We start from the raw sequence: 17366 nt of genomic DNA on the forward strand, positions 1-17366 counted from the left end.
ATTCGGACCGGGTGGTCCGGGTATGTCTGGGCCCATGAACCCCAGTCAGGGATCTTCGGTGCCGAGCGAGCACGAGACCGTCGGCGCCTACGCCCTCGGGATTCTCGACGACGCCGAGGCAACCGCTTTCGAGGCGCATCTCGCCGGCTGCGAGTGGTGCGCCCAGCAGCTGGACGAGCTGGCCGGGATGGAGCCGATGCTCGCCGCGCTCGCGGACCTGCCGGGCTCCGGCAGCACCCCCGCGATCGGCGAGTCGCTGTCCGCCAGGCCCAGCCCGCGGCTGGTGGAGAAGCTGGTGGACGAGGTCGCCGAGAAGCGCGCCCAGAAGCGCCGGCGCAGCTTCTACATGATCGCGGCGGCGGCCGCGCTGATCATCGCCGGGCCGCTGGCCGCGGTGGCGGTGAACGGCGGCTCGGACGGGGGCGGGCAGGTCACCGCGACGCCCGCCCAGGCGACCTTCCGGACCATGTCCGACAAGAAGTCCGCCACGGACGCGTCGACCCACGTCAGCGCGACCGTCGCCATGGCGCCGAAGGACTGGGGCACCCAGGCGGTCCTGGAGCTGAAGAACGTCAAGGGCCCGCTGAAGTGCTCCCTGGTGCTCGTCGCCAAGAACGGGCAGCGCGTGACCATGTCGTCGTGGTCCGTCCCCAACTGGGGATACGGCGTCCCGGAGGCCAAGACCGAGCAGGCCAAGCAACCGCTCTACATCGGCGGGGCCGCGGCCTTCCAGCCCAACGAGATCGACCACTTCGAGGTGGTGACGTTCGAGGGCAAGAAGCTGGTCCAGGTGGACGCGTAGCCGGCGTAGCTTCGACGGGTCCCCTTCGCGTACGGTTGACGGCTGCCCAGCACGTCAGAAGGGGGCCCGGTGGCCGCTCAGGTTCAGCAGTCCGCGGTCGGCTCGGTACACGGCGCACAGGATTCCGTCCGCGACCGAGAGATCAGCGTCGAGCAGGAACACCTGGACCGGGTGTACCAGCGCCTGGAGGAGAAGATCCACGAGGCGGAGTTCCTGATGCGCGACGCGGCCAAGCGCGGCCAGGTCGGCACCCCGGGCGCGCTCGCCGAGCGGGACGCGCAGGTCTTCCGGGCCGGTATCCACCTGAACCGGCTGAACAACGAGTTCGAGGACTTCCTCTTCGGACGGATCGACCTGCTGCTCGGCAAGGACGGCAAGAAGGGCCCCGACGGGGCCTACACGGCGGTCGAGCCGGCCGAGGGGGCCGTACGGCCGGACAACACCGCCGACATCGCCGAGACCCTGCACATCGGCCGTATCGGCGTCCTCGACCAGGACTACTCCCCGCTGGTCATCGACTGGCGCGCCCCCGCCGCCGCCCCCTTCTACCGGGCCACGCCCGTGGAGCCGGGACGGGTGGTGCGGCGCCGGGTCATCCGCTCCAAGGGCCGCCGGGTCCTCGGCGTGGAGGACGACCTGATGCGGCCCGAGCTGACGGCCTTCCTCGACGGCGACGAGCTGCCCGTCATCGGCGACGGCGCCCTGATGGCCGCGCTCGGCCAGGCCCGCGGCCACACCATGCGGGACATCGTCTCGTCCATCCAGGCCGAACAGGACATGGTCATCCGGGCCCCCGCGGCCTCCATCACCTACGTGGAGGGCGGCCCGGGCACCGGCAAGACCGCCGTCGCCCTGCACCGTGCCGCCTACCTGCTCTACCAGGACCGCAGACGCTACGCGGGCGGCATCCTCATCGTCTCCCCGACCCCGCTGCTCGTCGCCTACACCGAGGGCGTGCTGCCCTCGCTCGGCGAGGAGGGCCAGGTCGCGATCCGCGCGATCGGCTCGCTGGTCGACGGCGTGGAGGCCAGGCTGTACGACTCCCCGGCCGTGGCCCGTGCCAAGGGCTCCCACCGGATGCTGAAGGTGCTGCGGAAGGCCGCTAGGGGCGCCCTGGAGCTGGGGCCGGCCGCTCCGGCGGAAGCGTCGGGTGAGGAAACGGTCACCGGTCCGCCGGGCCGCCTGCGCGTCGTCGCCTTCGGGCGCCGCCTGGAACTGGAGGCCGACGAGCTGGAACGCGTCCGCCGTACCGCCCTCGGCGGCACCGCGCCCGTCAACCTGCTCCGCCCGCGCGCCCGCAAGCTGCTCCTGGACGCCCTGTGGGACCGCTCCGGCGCCGCCGCCCGGCACACCGACCCGGAGCTGGCCGCCGAGCTGCGCTCCTCCTTCGACGAGGACATCACGAGCGAGGACTCCTTCATCGCCTTCCTCGACGCCTGGTGGCCCGAGCTGACCCCGAAGGCCGTGCTCGCCGCCATGGCCGACGAGAAGCGGCTCGGCCGCTGGGCCCGGCGGATCCTCAACCCCGGCGAGGTCCGCAAGGTCGCCCGCTCGCTCAGGCGGGACGGCTACTCCGTGCACGACATCGCCATGCTGGACGAGCTCCAGTCGATCCTCGGCGCCCCGGCCCGGCCGCGCAGGAAGCGGGAGCTGGACCCGCTGGACCAGCTCACCGGCCTGGAGGAGCTGATGCCGGTGCGTGAGGAGTCGCAGCGGGAGCGGGCCGAACGGCTGGCGCAGGAGCGCACCGAGTACGCGCACGTCATCGTGGACGAGGCGCAGGACCTCACGCCGATGCAGTGGCGCATGGTCGGCCGCCGCGGCCGGCACGCCACCTGGACGGTCGTCGGCGACCCGGCGCAGTCGTCCTGGTCCGATCCGGACGAGGCGGCCGAGGCCCGCGACGAGGCACTCGGCACCCGGCCCCGGCGCCGCTTCCAGCTCACCGTGAACTACCGCAACCCGGCCGAGATCGCCGAGCTGGCCGCCAAGGTGCTGGCGCTCGCCATGCCGGGCTCCGAGGCGCCGTCGGCGGTGCGCTCCACCGGCGTCCAGCCGCGCTTCACCGTCGTACGGGACTCGCTGGAGAGGACCGTGCGCGCGGAGGCCGAGCGGCTGCTCGGGCTGGTGGACGGCACGGTCGGCGTGGTCGTCGCGATGAACCGGCGCGACGAGGCCCGGCGCTGGCTGGCCGGGCTCGGCGACCGGGTGGTGGCCCTCGGCAGCCTGGAGGCCAAGGGCCTGGAGTACGACGCGACGGTCGTCGTCTCGCCCGCGGAGATCGCCGACGAGTCGCCGGCCGGCCTGCGCGTGCTGTACGTGGCGCTGACGCGGGCCACCCAGCAGCTGACGGTGGTGTCGGGGGAGCGGGACGAGCCGGACGCGGCGGGGGTCCCGGACCTGCTCAGGGACTGAACCTGCCGTACGGGAATGGCCTTACGGGATCCGTTTGTTAGCCTGGGTGTGGCACCGGCCCGATCCAAGCCCCCGGGCCCAACCTTCGTCCCTTCGAGGGACCACTTGCCGCGAGGCGAGCATGGCGGGTCGGTGTCATGAACGTGTGAGAGACCCACGTCACCTCAGTGACGTGGGTCTCTTTCTTTGCCCCGCGCGCCTCTTTCCCCGACTGATCGTTTCTCGTATGGTGGAAGTGATTTTCCGAAATCGGCACCTGCCGGGGAACCCCGCGTGAACACAACGTCCGTAACCCAGGGCGACTACCACGTACTGAGCGGTAGGTGCGACGATCGGACGGCACAACTCGCGACACGGTGAAAGCAGAGGAAGTCGGCCATGGCAACGGCGCCCAGCGTCTCCTACTCGATGACGATCCGGCTGGAGGTGCCCGCGAGCGGAACCGCCGTCTCGCAGCTCACCACCGCCGTGGAGTCCTCCGGAGGCTCGGTGACCGGCCTCGACGTCACCGCGTCCGGTCACGAGAAGCTCCGCATCGACGTGACCATCGCGGCCACCTCCACGGCCCACGCCGAGGAGATCGTCGAGAAGCTGCGCGGCATCGAGGGCGTCACGCTGGGCAAGGTCTCGGACCGTACGTTCCTCATGCACCTCGGCGGCAAGATCGAGATGGCGTCGAAGCACCCCATCCGCAACCGTGACGACCTGTCCATGGTCTACACGCCCGGTGTGGCCCGGGTCTGCATGGCCATCGCCGAGAACCCCGAGGACGCCCGCCGCCTCACCATCAAGCGCAACTCCGTTGCGGTCGTGACGGACGGCTCCGCCGTGCTCGGCCTCGGCAACATCGGCCCCAAGGCCGCGCTGCCCGTCATGGAGGGCAAGGCGGCCCTCTTCAAGCGCTTCGCCGGCATCGACGCCTGGCCGATCTGCCTGGACACCCAGGACACCGACGCGATCGTGGAGATCGTCAAGGCGATCGCCCCCGGCTTCGCCGGCATCAACCTGGAGGACATCTCCGCGCCGCGCTGCTTCGAGATCGAGGCCCGGCTGCGCGAGGCCCTCGACATCCCCGTCTTCCACGACGACCAGCACGGCACCGCCATCGTCGTGCTCGCCGCGCTGACCAACGCCCTGCGGGTCACCAACAAGGCGATCCAGAACATCCGGGTCGTCATGTCCGGCGCGGGCGCGGCCGGCACGGCCATCCTCAAGCTGCTGATCGCCGCCGGCGTGAAGAACGCCGTCGTCGCCGACATCCACGGCGTGGTGCACGCCGGCCGCGAGGACCTGGTGAACGCCCCGGCCGACTCGCCGCTGCGCTGGATCGCCGACAACACCAACCCCGAGGGCCTCACCGGCACCCTGAAGGAGGCCGTGCGCGGCGCCGACGTCTTCATCGGCGTCTCCGCCCCGAACGTCCTGGACGGCGCCGACGTGGCCGCCATGGCCGAGGGCGCCATCGTGTTCGCGCTCGCGAACCCGGACCCGGAGGTCGAGCCGGCCATCGCCCGGCAGACCGCGGCCGTCGTGGCCACCGGCCGCTCCGACTTCCCGAACCAGATCAACAACGTGCTGGTCTTCCCGGGCGTCTTCCGCGGCCTGCTGGACGCCCAGTCCCGCACGGTCAACACCGAGATGATGCTCGCCGCCGCGAAGGCCCTCGCCGACGTGGTGACCGAGGACGAGCTGAACCCGAACTACATCATCCCGAGCGTCTTCAACGACAAGGTCGCGGGCGCGGTGGCCGGGGCGGTCCGCGAGGCCGCCAAGGCGGCCGGCGCGACCGTCTGATCACGGCGTGCCGTAATGTGCAGGGGGGCTGTGAACATCACCACGGCGGCCCCCCGCACCGGCGCGTCGTGGAACCCCGCGATGCCGGGCGCGCTCTAGGGTGACGGCCGAGCAGGCGCTTTTCGTGTGACTCCCCAGGGTGTTCTCACGACTCCTACGGGTGCCGGATTGGCTTTCCCGCCGCAGGTAGGGGCAGGATGCTCCCCCAGGGACTTCGTCCCAGGGGGCACCCCCAAGGGCGCGAGCGCATCGGCATCGCAGTGCCTCGGGCGGCTCCGCCGCGTGGCACACCCCAACGGCAAGAAAAATACGGGAGTAACAACATGAACCGCAGTGAGCTGGTGGCCGCGCTGGCCGACCGCGCCGAGGTGACCCGCAAGGACGCCGACGCCGTGCTGGCCGCGTTCGCCGAGACCGTCGGCGAGATCGTCGCCAAGGGCGACGAGAAGGTCACCATCCCCGGCTTCCTGACCTTCGAGCGCACCCACCGTGCCGCTCGCACCGCGCGCAACCCGCAGACCGGCGAGCCCATCAACATCCCGGCCGGCTTCAGCGTGAAGGTCACCGCGGGCTCCAAGCTCAAGGAAGCCGCCAAGGGCAAGTAACCGCTCCGCTTCGAGCGCCGGTCCACCGGACGGACCCGAGGACGCCGAAAAGGGCGGCCCCCCTCCATCGAGGGGGGCCGCCCTTTCGCCGTTCGTGACGCCTAGCCGAGCGCCTTGCCCGGCAGCTCGACCTTCGCGCCCAGTTCCACGAGCTTCTCCATGAAGTTCTCGTAGCCGCGGTTGATGAGTTCGATGCCGTGGACCCGGGACGTGCCCTCGGCCGCCAGGGCCGCGATGAGGTACGAGAAGCCGCCGCGCAGGTCGGGGATGACCAGGTCGGCGCCCTGGAGCTTGGTGGGGCCCGAGACGACCGCGGAGTGCAGGAAGTTGCGCGCGCCGAAGCGGCAGGCGGAGCCGCCCAGGCACTCGCGGTAGAGCTGGATGTGCGCGCCCATCTGGTTCAGCGCGGAGGTGAAGCCGAGGCGGGACTCGTAGACCGTCTCGTGGATGATGGACAGGCCCGTGGCCTGGGTCAGGGCCACCACCAGCGGCTGCTGCCAGTCGGTCTGGAAACCGGGGTGCACGTCCGTCTCCAGCGCGATGGACTTCAACTGGCCGCCCGGGTGCCAGAACCGGATGCCCTCGTCGTCGATCTCGAAGGCACCGCCCACCTTCCGGTAGGTGTTCAGGAACGTCATCATCGAGCGCTGCTGGGCGCCGCGGACGTAGATGTTGCCGTTGGTCGCGAGGGCCGCGGAGGCCCAGGACGCGGCCTCCAGGCGGTCCGGGAGGGCGCGGTGGGTGTAACCGCCGAGCTTTTCCACACCCGTGATGCGGATCGTGCGGTCGGTGTCCATCGCGATGATCGCGCCCATCTTCTGCAGTACGCAGATGAGGTCCTCGATCTCCGGCTCGACGGCCGCGTTGGACAACTCCGTGACGCCTTCGGCCAGTACGGCCGTCAGCAGCACCTGCTCGGTCGCGCCCACGGACGGGTACGGCAGCCGGATCTTCGTGCCGCGCAGCCGCTGCGGAGCCTCCAGGTACTGCCCGTCGGCCCGCTTCTCGATGGTCGCGCCGAACTGCCGCAGCACGTCGAAGTGGAAGTCGATGGGCCGGCCGCCGATGTCACAGCCGCCGAGGCCCGGGATGAAGGCGTGGCCGAGGCGGTGCAGCAGTGGCCCGCAGAAGAGGATCGGGATGCGGCTGGAACCCGCGTGGGCATCGATGTCAGCCACGTTGGCGCTCTCGACCCGCGTCGGGTCGAGCACCAGCTCCCCGGGCTCCTCGCCCGGACGGACCGTCACCCCGTGCAGCTGGAGCAGGCCGCGGACGACCCGCACGTCACGGATGTCCGGAACATTGCGCAGTCGGCTCGGCTCGCTGCCCAGCAGGGCGGCGACCATGGCCTTCGGCACGAGGTTCTTCGCACCGCGGACACGGATCTCGCCCTCCAGCGGGGTTCCGCCGTGGACAAGCAGGACATCGTCGTTGACGGTCATGAATCTCGCGTTCCGATGAGTTGGTCAGGGGCCGGCCGATCACTGTGCGCACGGGCCGGGAAGACAGGGTAATCGCCGATCACCCCCCGCCCGTAAGTCCAAGTACCGCCCAGCCGCGTCATAGCTGTGTCACAACACGAACCGTTCCCTGCCGGGCACGTCGGGTCACCGGTGCGGGACGTGCGCCGGGGCCGCTCCCGTACGCCCTGAGCTGCCTTCACTCCCGTGCCCCCGATTGGCTCCCCACACCGGGGGAAGATGCGGGATCATGTCTGGCATGACCGAGGTGTCCTCGCTCACAGGGCGGCTGCTCGTGGCCACCCCCGCCCTGGCGGACCCGAACTTCGACCGTGCGGTGGTGCTCCTTCTCGACCACGACGAGGAGGGCTCCCTCGGTGTCGTCCTCAACCGGCCCACCCCGGTGGTCGTCGGCGACATCCTGGAGGACTGGGCCGACCTCGCCGGCGAGCCCGGCGTCGTCTTCCAGGGCGGCCCCGTCTCGCTGGACTCGGCGCTCGGCGTCGCCGTGATCCCCGGCGGCGCGAACGGGGACGGTGCGCCGCTCGGCTGGCGGCGGGTGCACGGCGCGATCGGACTGGTCGACCTGGAGGCCCCGCCGGAACTGCTCGCCTCCGCCGTCGGCTCCCTGAGAATCTTCGCCGGGTACGCCGGCTGGGGCCCGGGCCAGCTGGAGGACGAGCTGGTGGAGGGCGCCTGGTACGTCGTCGAGTCCGAGCCGGGCGACGTGTCCTCCCCGGCCCCGGAGAGACTCTGGCGGGAGGTGCTGCGCCGCCAGCGCAACGAGCTGGCGATGGTGGCCACGTATCCGGACGACCCTTCGCTCAACTGATGCGCAGGAGCTTCAGTACCCTTGCTGATATGAGCACTCTTGAGCCCGAGCGCGGGACTGGTACGGGGACCCTCGTAGAGCCGACGCCACAGGTGTCCCACGGCGACGGCGACCACGAGCGCTTCGCCCACTACGTCCAGAAGGACAAGATCATGGCGAGCGCCCTCGACGGCACCCCCGTCGTGGCGCTGTGCGGCAAGGTCTGGGTGCCGGGCCGCGACCCGAAGAAGTACCCCGTCTGCCCCATGTGCAAGGAGATCTACGAGTCCATGGGCAGCGGCGGCGACGAGGGCAAGGGCGGCGACAAGTAGGCCGCACCCCTTCCGCCCGCGGACGGTGAGGTCCCCGGGACGCGCGTGAGGCGCGTCCCGGGGATCTTCGTGTTCTCCGGTCGCCAAGTGGTCCAGACCTCTTGTGGGGCCCTCGCGCAGTCCCTAGCCTTCGAGACGACGGTGCATGCGTTGTGCAGGGCGGCAGGAGCGTTGCGTGACACGCAACGCGGGGAGGGGCTGATGTCGTGGAACTGATTCCGGCGCCGCGCGCGATCGAGGGCCCGAAGGGGCCCGCCGCCGTACCTTTCGGCCCCGGCACCACGCTGTGGGCCGGCCCGGGCACCGAGCGCACCGAACGCTGGCTGCGCGCCACCCTCGGCGCGGCCCTGGGCCTGCCGCTGCGCCCCGGACCGCGGGACGCCCCCGACGGCGTACGGCTGCTGCTGGACGACACGCTGGAACCGGAGGCGTACCGGCTCAGCGCCGCCGACCGGGGCGTGGAGATCCGCGGCGGCGGGCCCGCCGGCGTGTTCTGGGGCGCCCAGACCCTGCGCCAGCTGCTCGGCCCCGACGCCTTCCGGCGCGCCCCCGTACGCCCGGACACCGCCCTCGGCGTCCCGCACCAGGTCATCGAGGACGCCCCCCGGTTCGGCTGGCGCGGTCTGCTCCTCGACGTCGCCCGGCACTTCATGCCCAAGGAGGGCGTGCTGCGCTATCTGGACCTGATGGCCGCGCACAAACTCAACGTCCTGCACCTGCACCTGACGGACGACCAGGGATGGCGCATCGAGATCAAGCGCTATCCGCGACTGACCGAGATCGCCTCCTGGCGCACGCGGACGAAATTCGGCCACCGGGCCTCACCGCTGTGGGAGGAGAAACCCCACGGCGGCTACTACACCCAGGACGACATCCGCGAGATCGTCGCCTACGCCGCCGAACGGCACATCGGCGTCGTCCCCGAGATCGACGTGCCCGGCCACTCGCAGGCCGCCATCGCCGCGTACCCAGAACTGGGCAACACCGACGTCATCGACACCACCGCCCTCTCCGTCTGGGACACCTGGGGCATCTCGTCCAACGTACTGGCGCCCACCGACGCCACTCTGCGGTTCTACGAGGGGGTGTTCGAGGAGGTCCTGGAGCTGTTCCCCGCGGACGCCGCCGCGTTCTCGGAGTTCGTCCACATCGGCGGCGACGAGTGCCGCAAGGAGCAGTGGACCGAGTCCGTCACCGCAAAGACCCGCATCACCGACCTAGGCCTCACCGACGAGGACGGGCTGCAGTCCTGGTTCATCGGGCACTTCGACGCCTGGCTCGCCGCGCGGGGGCGCCGCCTCATCGGATGGGACGAGATCCTGGAGGGCGGCCTCGCACCCGGCGCCGCCGTGTCCTCCTGGCGCGGCTACGAGGGCGGCGTCGCCGCCGCCCGGGCCGGCCACGACGTGGTCATGTGCCCCGAGCAGTACGTGTACCTGGACCACCGTCAGGCCCCGGGCGAGGACGAGCCCGTGCCGATCGGCTTCGTGCGCACCCTGGAGGACGTCTACCGGTTCGAGCCCGTGCCGGACGGGCTCACCGACGAGGAGGCCCGGCACGTGCTGGGCACCCAGGCCAACGTGTGGACCGAGGTGCTGGAGGACACCGCGCGCGTGGACTACCAGACCTTCCCCCGGCTCGCCGCCTTCGCCGAGGTCGCCTGGAGCCCGCTGCCCGCCCCCGCGGACCGGGACTACGCCGGCTTCGAACGCCGGATGGCCGCCCACTACCGGCGACTTGACGCCCTCGGTGTCGCCTACCGGCCGCCCACCGGGCCCCGCCCGTGGCAGAAGCGCCCCGGCGTGCTCGGCCGCCCGATCGAGGGGCCGCCCCCGAACAGGTGACAGCGCGGGGCCGGCCCGAACAGGCAACGGAAAAACCCCGGCAGCATCACCGAAGAGTGGCAATCCGTGCACACAGGCGATGCGTGCGAAAACGGACCATCTCCCTGGTGAGGTGGGCGAATGCCCCCTAGCGGACCCCCGCGTTCGAGCGTTGCGAAGATGTGCCAGAGTTGCGTCGTCCGCCCTGTCAGCACGTACCGTACGGCAACACAGGCGGGACCAGGTGGGGCAGCGGGAAGGGGCAGCCGGTTTGACCACGCACGCACCGCAGGCGGCGCAGGCCGTCACGTTGCCCACGACGCTGGACGAGGCCGTGGCGGCCCTCGCCGCCATGCCCACCGCCGTCCCCGTGGCGGGCGGCACCGACCTGATGGCCGCCGTCAACTCCGGTCAGCTCAGGCCCGCCGCGCTCGTGGGTCTCGGCCGGATCAGCGAGATCCGCGGCTGGCAGTACCAGGACGGCCACGCGCTGCTCGGCGCCGGCCTCACGCACGCGCGCATGGGCCGCCCCGACTTCGCGGCCCTGATCCCGGCGCTCGCCGCCGCCGCGCGGGCCGCGGGCCCGCCGCACATCCGCAACGCGGGCACCCTGGGCGGCAACATCGCCTCCGCCGCCCCCACCGGGGACGCGCTGCCGGTGCTGGCCGCCCTGGAAGCGACGCTGATCATCGCGGGCCCGGGCGGAGCCCGCCGGGAGATCCCGGTGTCGCACCTGCTGGCCGGCGTGGAGATGCTGCGCGGCGGCGAACTCATCGGCTACGTGCGCGTACCGCTGCTGCACGCCCCGCAGGTCTTCCTGAAGGCGACCGGACGCACCGGCCCGGGCCGCGCGCTGGCCTCCGTGGCCCTCGTGCTCGACCCGGCCCGGCGCGGCGTGCGCTGCGCCGTCGGAGCCATAGCGCCGATGCCGCTGCGGCCCCTGGAGGCCGAGCAGTGGGTCGCGCGGCTCATCGACTGGGACAACGACCGGGCGCTCGTCCCGGAGGCCCTGCACGCCTTCGGTGAGTACGTCGCCGCGGCCTGCATCCCGGACCCGGCCCCCGAGCCCGACGGCTCGGTGACCCCGCTTCCGCCCGCCGTACTGCACCTGCGGCGCACGGTCGCCGCGCTGGCCCGACGAGCACTGGGGAGGGCGCTGTCGTGACCGACGACCAGCACGGAGAGGGCACGCCCCAGGGCGGCGGACGCTGGGACCCGCTGCCGCAAGGCGACTACGACGACGGCGCCACCGCCTTCGTCAAACTCCCCGAGGGCGGCATCGACGCCCTGCTGTCCGGGGACAGCCCGCTGGCCGCGCCCGGACACGGCTATGTGCCGCCGCAGATCGCGGCCACGCACACCGACGGCACGCACACCGACGGCACCACGGGCACGTGGCCCGCGCCCGACGGCGGCGGCCAGTGGCCCGACCCGAACGCCACGCCGGCCCCGCCGCACGCCGCGGACGACCGGTTCACCTACCAGCCCGCCACCACCCAGCACTGGACCTTCGAGGAGCCCGCGGCACCGGCCGCCCCGGGACACGACGTCACCGGGCAGTGGTCCATCCCCGTCGCCGGGGGCGACCTTCCGGACGAGTCGGGCGAGTTCACCACCTCCTCGCTGGTCGAGCAGTGGGGCGCCGCACCGCCCGCCACGCTGCCCGGCGGCGCGCCGGCCCCCTGGGCGACGGACGGCACGAGCCACGCGTATCCCTCCGGGGACGAGCCGGTGGACGCGTCGGTGGGTGGTGCCCCGGCGGGCGCGCCGGACGGGTACGGCGTGGAGGACGGGTACGGGCCGGAGGAGTCGTACGGCACCGCGGAGGCGTACGGCTCGCAGGACGGGTACGGCGCCGGGGAGGCGTACGTTCCGCAGGACGGGTACGCGCGCGGTCCGGCCGGTCACGTGGAGAGCGGTCACGCCGGGACCGGTCGTCAGGACACCGGTCACGCCACCGCACCCGACGACGACACGCCCGGCGGTACGGCCGCTCCCGGTGCGCCCGCCGAACCGGCCCCGTCGGCGCACGAGTCGACCGAGCCCGGCGCGGCGCCGGAAGACGACGCGCACGGCCCTGCCGAAGCCCCTGAACGCCCCGCTGACGCCCCGGCAGACCACGAGCGGCCCGCAGACCCGGCGACCGCGTCCCAGCCCGCCACAGCGCCCGCCACGGCCGACCAGGAGGCCCCCGCCGATCCCGCGGCCTCCGCCGACGCCCCCGGCGCCACCGCGGCCCCCGAAACGCCGGGCACGCCAGGCGCGGCCGACTCCCCGGCGCCCGCCGGGACAGCCGTACCCGAGGGCGCCGCCGGGACGTCCGCGCCGGACGCCCCCGCAGAAGGCACCGAAGCCGAAACCGGAGCCGGAGAGGACGCCGAGGGGGCCGCCGTACCCCTGCCGCCGCACGACGACCACCCGCTCGCCTCCTACGTCCTGCGCGTCAACGGCGCCGACCGCCCGGTCACCGACGCCTGGATCGGCGAGTCCCTGCTGTACGTGCTGCGCGAGCGGCTCGGCCTCGCGGGCGCCAAGGACGGCTGCTCGCAGGGCGAGTGCGGCGCCTGCAACGTGCAGGTCGACGGCCGTCTGGTGGCCTCCTGCCTGGTCCCGGCGGTCACCGCGGCCGGCAGCGAGGTGCGGACGGTCGAGGGCCTGGCCGAGGACGGACAGCCCTCCGACGTACAGCGCGCGCTCGCCCGCTGCGGCGCCGTGCAGTGCGGTTTCTGCGTGCCCGGCATGGCGATGACCTTGCACGACCTGCTGGAGGGCAACCCTGCTCCGACCGAGCTGGAGACCCGGCAGGCCCTGTGCGGCAACCTGTGCCGGTGCTCGGGCTACCGGGGCGTCCTGGAGGCCGTCAAGGAGGTCGTCGCCGAGCGCGAGGCGTCCCACGCCGGCCCCGGGACGGACCCGGACGAGGCGGCCCGTATCCCGCACCAGGCGGGCCCCGGCTCCGGCGGCGTCCACCCGTCGGCGTTCGAGGCGCCCGGCGCGTTCGACACCCCGCAGCGACAGGACACGTACGAGCAGGACACGTACGACACGCAGGACACGTACGGCGGACCGGACCGGTACGACACACCGGACCCGTACGGCACGCCGCCGGGACCGCACGACCAGCACTACGGCCAGGACGGAGGCCAGGCGTGAGCAACGAAGCCGGCACCGCGACCACCGCGGCGGAACCCGCCCCCGCGGCCGAGGCGTTGCCGCACGGCATCGGCGCCTCCCTGCCGCACGCCGACGCCCGCGCCAAGACCGAGGGCACCTTCCCGTACGCGGCCGACCTGTGGGCCGAGGGCCTGCTGTGGGCGGCCGTCCTGCGCTCCCCGCACGCGCACGCGCGCATCGTCTCCATCGACACCACCCACGCGCGTGAGATGCCCGGCGTCCGCGCGGTCGTCACCCACGAGGACGTGCCCGGCACCCCCCGCCACGGCCGGGGCACGCCCGACCGGCCGGTGTTCGCCTCCGAGGTCGTACGCCACCACGGCGAGCCCATCGCGGCCGTGGCCGCCGACCACCCGGACACCGCGCGGATGGCCGCCGCCGCCGTCATCGTCGAGTACGAGGTGCTCGACCCGGTCACCGACCCGGAACAGGCCTTCGAGGCCGAGCCGCTGCACCCCGACGGCAACCTGATCCGGCACATCCCGCTGCACCACGGTGACCCGGGCGCGGTCGGCGAGGTCGTCGTCGAGGGCCAGTACCGCATCGGCCGCGCGGACCCGGCCCCCATCGGCGCCGAGGCCGGTCTCGCCGTACCGCGCCCGGACGGCGGGGTGGAGCTGTACCTGGCCTCCACCGACCCGCACACCGACCGCAACACGGCCGCCGCCTGCTACGGCCTGTCCCCCGATCGAGTGAAGATCGTCGTCACCGGGGTGCCCGGCGCCACGGCCGACCGCGAGGACCAGGGCTTCCAGCTCCCGCTCGGCCTGCTCGCCCTGAAGACCGGCTGCCCGGTGAAGCTGACGGCGACCCGCGAGGAGTCCTTCCTCGGCCACGCCCACCGGCACCCGACGTTGCTGCGCTACCGCCACCACGCCGACGCCGAGGGCAGGCTGGTGAAGGTCGAGGCGCAGATCCTGCTGGACGCGGGCGCGTACGCCGACACCTCCTCCGACGCCCTCGCCGCCGCCGTCTCCTTCGCGTGCGGCCCGTACGTCGTGCCCAACGCCTTCATCGAGGGCTGGGCCGTGCGCACCAACAACCCGCCCTCCGGCCATGTGCGCGGCGAGGGCGCCATGCAGGTGTGCGCCGCCTACGAGGCGCAGATGGACAAGCTGGCGAGGAAACTGGGCCTGGACCCGGCCGAACTGCGCCTGCGCAACGTCCTCGCCACCGGTGACGTCCTCCCGATCGGCCAGACCGTGACCTGCCCCGCCCCGGTCGCCGAACTCCTCCAGGCCGTCCGGGACTTCCCGCTCCCGGCGCTGCCCAAGGACACGCCCGAGGAGGAGTGGCTGCTGCCCGGCGGACCCGAGGGCGCGGGCGAGCCGGGCGCGGTGCGCCGGGGCGTCGGCTACGGCCTGGGCATGGTGCACATGCTCGGCGCGGAGGGCGCCGACGAGGTGTCGACCGCGACGGTCAAGGTCCACGACGGCATCGCGACCGTGCTGTGCGCGGCCGTGGAGACCGGCCAGGGCTTCACCACCCTGGCCCGGCAGATCGTCCAGGAGACCCTCGGCGTCGAGGAGGTCCACGTCGCCCCCGTCGACACCGACCAGCCGCCGGCCGGCGCGGGCTGCCGGGGCCGGCACACCTGGGTGTCGGGCGGCGCGGTGGAGCGGGCGGCCAAGATGGTCCGCGCGCAACTGCTCCAGCCCCTGGCGCACAAGTTCGGCATGTCCACCGAGCTGCTCCAGATCACGGACGGCAAGATCACGTCGTACGACGGAGTGCTGTCGACCACCGTCGCCGAGGCGATGGAGGGCAAGGAGCTGTGGGCCACCGCCCAGTGCCGCCCGCATCCGACCGAGCCCCTGAACGCCTCCGGCCAGGGCGACGCCTTCGTGGGCCTCGCCTTCTGCGCGATCCGCGCGGTGGTGGACGTCGACGTCGAGCTGGGCTCGGTCCGGGTGGTGGAGCTGGCGGTCGCCCAGGACGTCGGCCGGGTGCTCAACCCGGCGCAACTGGCGGCACGCATCGAGGCGGGCGTCACCCAGGGCGTGGGCATCGCCCTCACCGAGAACCTGCGCACGCCCCGCGGCCTCATCCGCCACCCCGACCTGACCGGCTACGCCCTGCCGACCGCCCTGGACGCCCCCGACATCCGGATCGTGAAACTGGTGGAGGAACGGGACGTGGTGGCCCCCTTCGGCGCCAAGTCCGTCAGCGCGGTCCCGGTGGTGACGGCCCCGGCGGCCATCGCCTCCGCCGTCCGCGCCGCCACCGGCCGCCCGGTCAACCGCCTCCCGATCCGCCCGCAGGCGGCGGTGGTGACGGACCGGTGAGCGCGCCGCCGCCCGAGGAACCGCGGTACGAACCCCCGCCCGGCGTCGGAAAGTTGGTCCTGTGGATCCTGCTGTTCGCGGTGGCGGCGCTGGCCGTGGTCCTGGGCGGGATCTACTTCACCTGATGGGTCGGCGGGCGGCCCAGCGCCTGGCGGAGGCACTGCCGCGCGCCGCGCCCGTCCGGGGCGACGCTTTCCGCCGGACGATCGTGTCGGGGCGGGCGGAGTACGCGCCCCGGGAGCGCGCGTCCCGAGCCGGCGGGTAGGCCGCGGCTCGACTGCGGTCGCGGTACCGGCTGTCGGCGGCGACGGCGGCCGGGTACGCGGCGGCGGGCTTCACGGCGGTGGTGCGTCGCGGCCCGCGAGGCCGGCCGCCCGAAGACCGGATACGGCGGCGGGTGGACCGTGACCGCGTCGGACGAGGAACTGCGGCTGCGCACCCCGCGCACCGGCCTGCGGCCGGACACGTCCGGCTGGACGCCGGACGAGACGGTCCAGGCGATTCCCGCGGACGCGCAACGGGCCCGGGTCGCCTGGCGTCCTTCCTCGTGAGGGCCGTTGTCAGTGGGGCGGCGTAGTGTGCCGAGCAGTGGGGGGCACCTGCCCGGAGGCCGCGTACGACGGGGTACGCGCGCCTGCCACGCACAGGGAGATCGCGGGGGAGCGATGAGCACGACGGACGCCGAAGTTCCGGCGATCACGCTGACCGAGGCGGAGCTGGACCGCTACGTCACGCACGCGCCGACCCGCGGCCTGCTCGCGGGCGCCGGTCTGCCCGCTCAGACCGACCTGCTGACCTTCTCCCCGCTGCGCACGTACGGCCTGCGTACGCTCGCCGACGCCGCCGACAGCCCCTTCCACCTGGCGGAGGAGCTGCGCGGCCGCCTGGTCATAGGCGAACTGCTCACCCCGGCCGGCATGGAGCGCCAGTCGATCCTGCTCGACGGCCGCACGGGCGAGCTGACGACGGCCTACCTCTTCGACGCGTCCGACCCGCGCCCCTTCGCGCCCTCCCTGAACACGCTGCTGCGCTTCGCCGCGGTCACCGAGGAACTGGCGGGCCTGCGCGGCCGGTTCGCCTCCCTGGCGGGCCAGTACGGCCCCAGGACCGTGACCGAGGCCTCCCGCCGCCTCCTCACCCTCTTCGAGGAGGGCACGGACGGCCAGGTCCCGCCGTACTGGAAGGCGGCGGCCCTGATCCGCCCGCTCTCCCTCATCGCCGGCCCCGGCACGGCATCGGGCCTCACCCTGGACGTCCCCGCGCGCGTCCTGGACCAGCAGTTCGGGCACGGCAGAGTGGCCCGCTTCGAGGAGGTCGACTTCCCGAAGACGCTCACCCACGAGCCGACCCGCCGCTTCCTGCGCGAGACGGGCCTGCCCGAGGAGGCGGTCTTCTTCCACGCCGACACGGACGTCCCGCTCCCCACGCTCCGCGAGTACGTCACCCAGGAACGCCCGGACTACCCCCTCGCCGAACTCCCGGCCCATTGTGACCACCTGATCCGCCTCGGCCACCTGCTGGAGGAGAACAGCCTGGTGATCGACGGCAGAACGGGCGCGGTCCTCACCTTCAACGAGCCGGAGGCGACGCTCTACCCCCTCAACACCGACGTCTCCACCCTGGCCTTCACCCTCTGGCTCATCCACCACGAGCGCACGATCGACAGCCACCTCGCCCACGAACTGTCCACCCGCGCCTACGACCACCTGGTCGCCCTGATGATCCACACCCTCCACTCGATCGACCCGACGGGCACCTCACCGGAAACGACCTGGCACTACTGGACGGACCTCTTCCGTGACGAGGCGGGCGGGGTGTTCTGAGGTGCCGCTCGGCAGCCGACAGGGGCAGACCCCCTGAAGAGG

13 protein-coding genes and 1 pseudogene are annotated in these 17366 nt (G+C 72.9%); 13 read left to right on the forward strand and 1 reads right to left on the reverse strand.

Annotated elements, in window-relative coordinates:
- The first annotated feature begins 34 nt into the window (after window positions 1–34).
- The 4 genes from AB0L21_RS03930 to AB0L21_RS03945 all read left to right on the forward strand — a co-directional run bounded on the left by AB0L21_RS03930 (window position 35) and on the right by AB0L21_RS03945 (window position 5616).
- The gene (locus tag AB0L21_RS03930) at window positions 35–802 is read left to right on the forward strand and encodes a zf-HC2 domain-containing protein (protein WP_365703529.1); all 768 of its coding nucleotides are present in this window, start codon (window positions 35–37) and stop codon (window positions 800–802) included.
- 69 nt (window positions 803–871) lie between these two features.
- On the forward strand, window positions 872–3217 hold the full coding sequence (locus AB0L21_RS03935) for a UvrD-helicase domain-containing protein (protein ID WP_365782062.1): 2346 nt from the start codon (window positions 872–874) through the stop codon (window positions 3215–3217).
- A gap of 378 nt (window positions 3218–3595) precedes the next feature.
- A complete protein-coding gene (locus tag AB0L21_RS03940) occupies window positions 3596–5011 on the forward strand; it encodes an NAD-dependent malic enzyme (RefSeq protein WP_365703525.1) in 1416 nt (471 codons plus the stop codon).
- A gap of 323 nt (window positions 5012–5334) precedes the next feature.
- Window positions 5335–5616 (forward strand): HU family DNA-binding protein, encoded by a 282-nt coding sequence (locus AB0L21_RS03945; protein ID WP_014673024.1) that lies wholly within the window; start codon window positions 5335–5337, stop codon window positions 5614–5616.
- Window positions 5617–5717: 101 nt separating this feature from the next.
- On the opposite strand, the gene murA is transcribed toward AB0L21_RS03945, so the two are convergent.
- Complete coding sequence (gene murA, locus AB0L21_RS03950) at window positions 5718–7058, reverse strand: UDP-N-acetylglucosamine 1-carboxyvinyltransferase (RefSeq protein WP_014673023.1); 1341 nt, start codon at window positions 7056–7058, stop codon at window positions 5718–5720.
- A gap of 277 nt (window positions 7059–7335) precedes the next feature.
- On the opposite strand from murA, the gene AB0L21_RS03955 reads away from it, so the two are divergent.
- From AB0L21_RS03955 to AB0L21_RS03995, 9 genes and pseudogenes are all read left to right on the forward strand, one after another.
- Window positions 7336–7908, forward strand: a complete 573-nt coding sequence (locus tag AB0L21_RS03955) for a YqgE/AlgH family protein (protein ID WP_030651615.1) — start codon at window positions 7336–7338, stop codon at window positions 7906–7908.
- 29 nt (window positions 7909–7937) lie between these two features.
- Complete coding sequence (locus AB0L21_RS03960) at window positions 7938–8219, forward strand: DUF3039 domain-containing protein (RefSeq protein ID WP_030651613.1); 282 nt, start codon at window positions 7938–7940, stop codon at window positions 8217–8219.
- Window positions 8220–8425: 206 nt separating this feature from the next.
- Window positions 8426–10063 carry a beta-N-acetylhexosaminidase gene (locus AB0L21_RS03965; protein WP_365782064.1) on the forward strand — a complete coding sequence of 546 codons (1638 nt, stop codon included), beginning with the start codon at window positions 8426–8428 and terminating at the stop codon, window positions 10061–10063.
- Between the two features lie 250 nt (window positions 10064–10313).
- Window positions 10314–11207: a xanthine dehydrogenase family protein subunit M gene (locus tag AB0L21_RS03970; protein WP_031024733.1), complete on the forward strand. Its 894-nt coding sequence runs from the start codon at window positions 10314–10316 to the stop codon at window positions 11205–11207.
- Complete coding sequence (locus AB0L21_RS03975) at window positions 11204–13195, forward strand: 2Fe-2S iron-sulfur cluster-binding protein (RefSeq protein ID WP_365782066.1); 1992 nt, start codon at window positions 11204–11206, stop codon at window positions 13193–13195. Before AB0L21_RS03970 ends, AB0L21_RS03975 begins: the two co-directional genes overlap by 4 nt.
- A complete protein-coding gene (locus AB0L21_RS03980) occupies window positions 13192–15501 on the forward strand; it encodes a molybdopterin cofactor-binding domain-containing protein (protein ID WP_365703514.1) in 2310 nt (769 codons plus the stop codon). Before AB0L21_RS03975 ends, AB0L21_RS03980 begins: the two co-directional genes overlap by 4 nt.
- Window positions 15498–15626 (forward strand): hypothetical protein, encoded by a 129-nt coding sequence (locus AB0L21_RS03985; protein WP_365703512.1) that lies wholly within the window; start codon window positions 15498–15500, stop codon window positions 15624–15626. Before AB0L21_RS03980 ends, AB0L21_RS03985 begins: the two co-directional genes overlap by 4 nt.
- A pseudogene (locus AB0L21_RS03990) lies at window positions 15626–16052 on the forward strand (phosphotransferase). The gene AB0L21_RS03985 and the pseudogene AB0L21_RS03990 overlap by 1 nt, the downstream one beginning before the upstream one ends.
- 114 nt (window positions 16053–16166) lie before the next feature.
- Window positions 16167–17324 carry an SUKH-4 family immunity protein gene (locus tag AB0L21_RS03995; RefSeq protein WP_365782068.1) on the forward strand — a complete coding sequence of 386 codons (1158 nt, stop codon included), beginning with the start codon at window positions 16167–16169 and terminating at the stop codon, window positions 17322–17324.
- Window positions 17325–17366 lie beyond the last annotated feature (42 nt).

This window comes from Streptomyces sp. NPDC052721 (genome assembly GCF_040678315.1).
Taxonomy (GTDB): domain Bacteria; phylum Actinomycetota; class Actinomycetes; order Streptomycetales; family Streptomycetaceae; genus Streptomyces.

What these genes read in the sequence shown, in the direction of transcription:
- AB0L21_RS03930 (WP_365703529.1), top strand. Translation starts at nt 35, where the DNA reads ATGAACCCCAGTCAGGGATCTTCGGTGCCGAGCGAGCACGAGACCGTC.
- AB0L21_RS03940 (WP_365703525.1), top strand. Translation starts at nt 3,596, where the DNA reads ATGGCAACGGCGCCCAGCGTCTCCTACTCGATGACGATCCGGCTGGAG.
- AB0L21_RS03945 (WP_014673024.1), top strand. Translation starts at nt 5,335, where the DNA reads ATGAACCGCAGTGAGCTGGTGGCCGCGCTGGCCGACCGCGCCGAGGTG.
- murA (WP_014673023.1), bottom strand. Translation starts at nt 7,058, where the DNA reads ATGACCGTCAACGACGATGTCCTGCTTGTCCACGGCGGAACCCCGCTG.
- AB0L21_RS03955 (WP_030651615.1), top strand. Translation starts at nt 7,336, where the DNA reads ATGACCGAGGTGTCCTCGCTCACAGGGCGGCTGCTCGTGGCCACCCCC.
- AB0L21_RS03960 (WP_030651613.1), top strand. Translation starts at nt 7,938, where the DNA reads ATGAGCACTCTTGAGCCCGAGCGCGGGACTGGTACGGGGACCCTCGTA.
- AB0L21_RS03995 (WP_365782068.1), top strand. Translation starts at nt 16,167, where the DNA reads ATGAGCACGACGGACGCCGAAGTTCCGGCGATCACGCTGACCGAGGCG.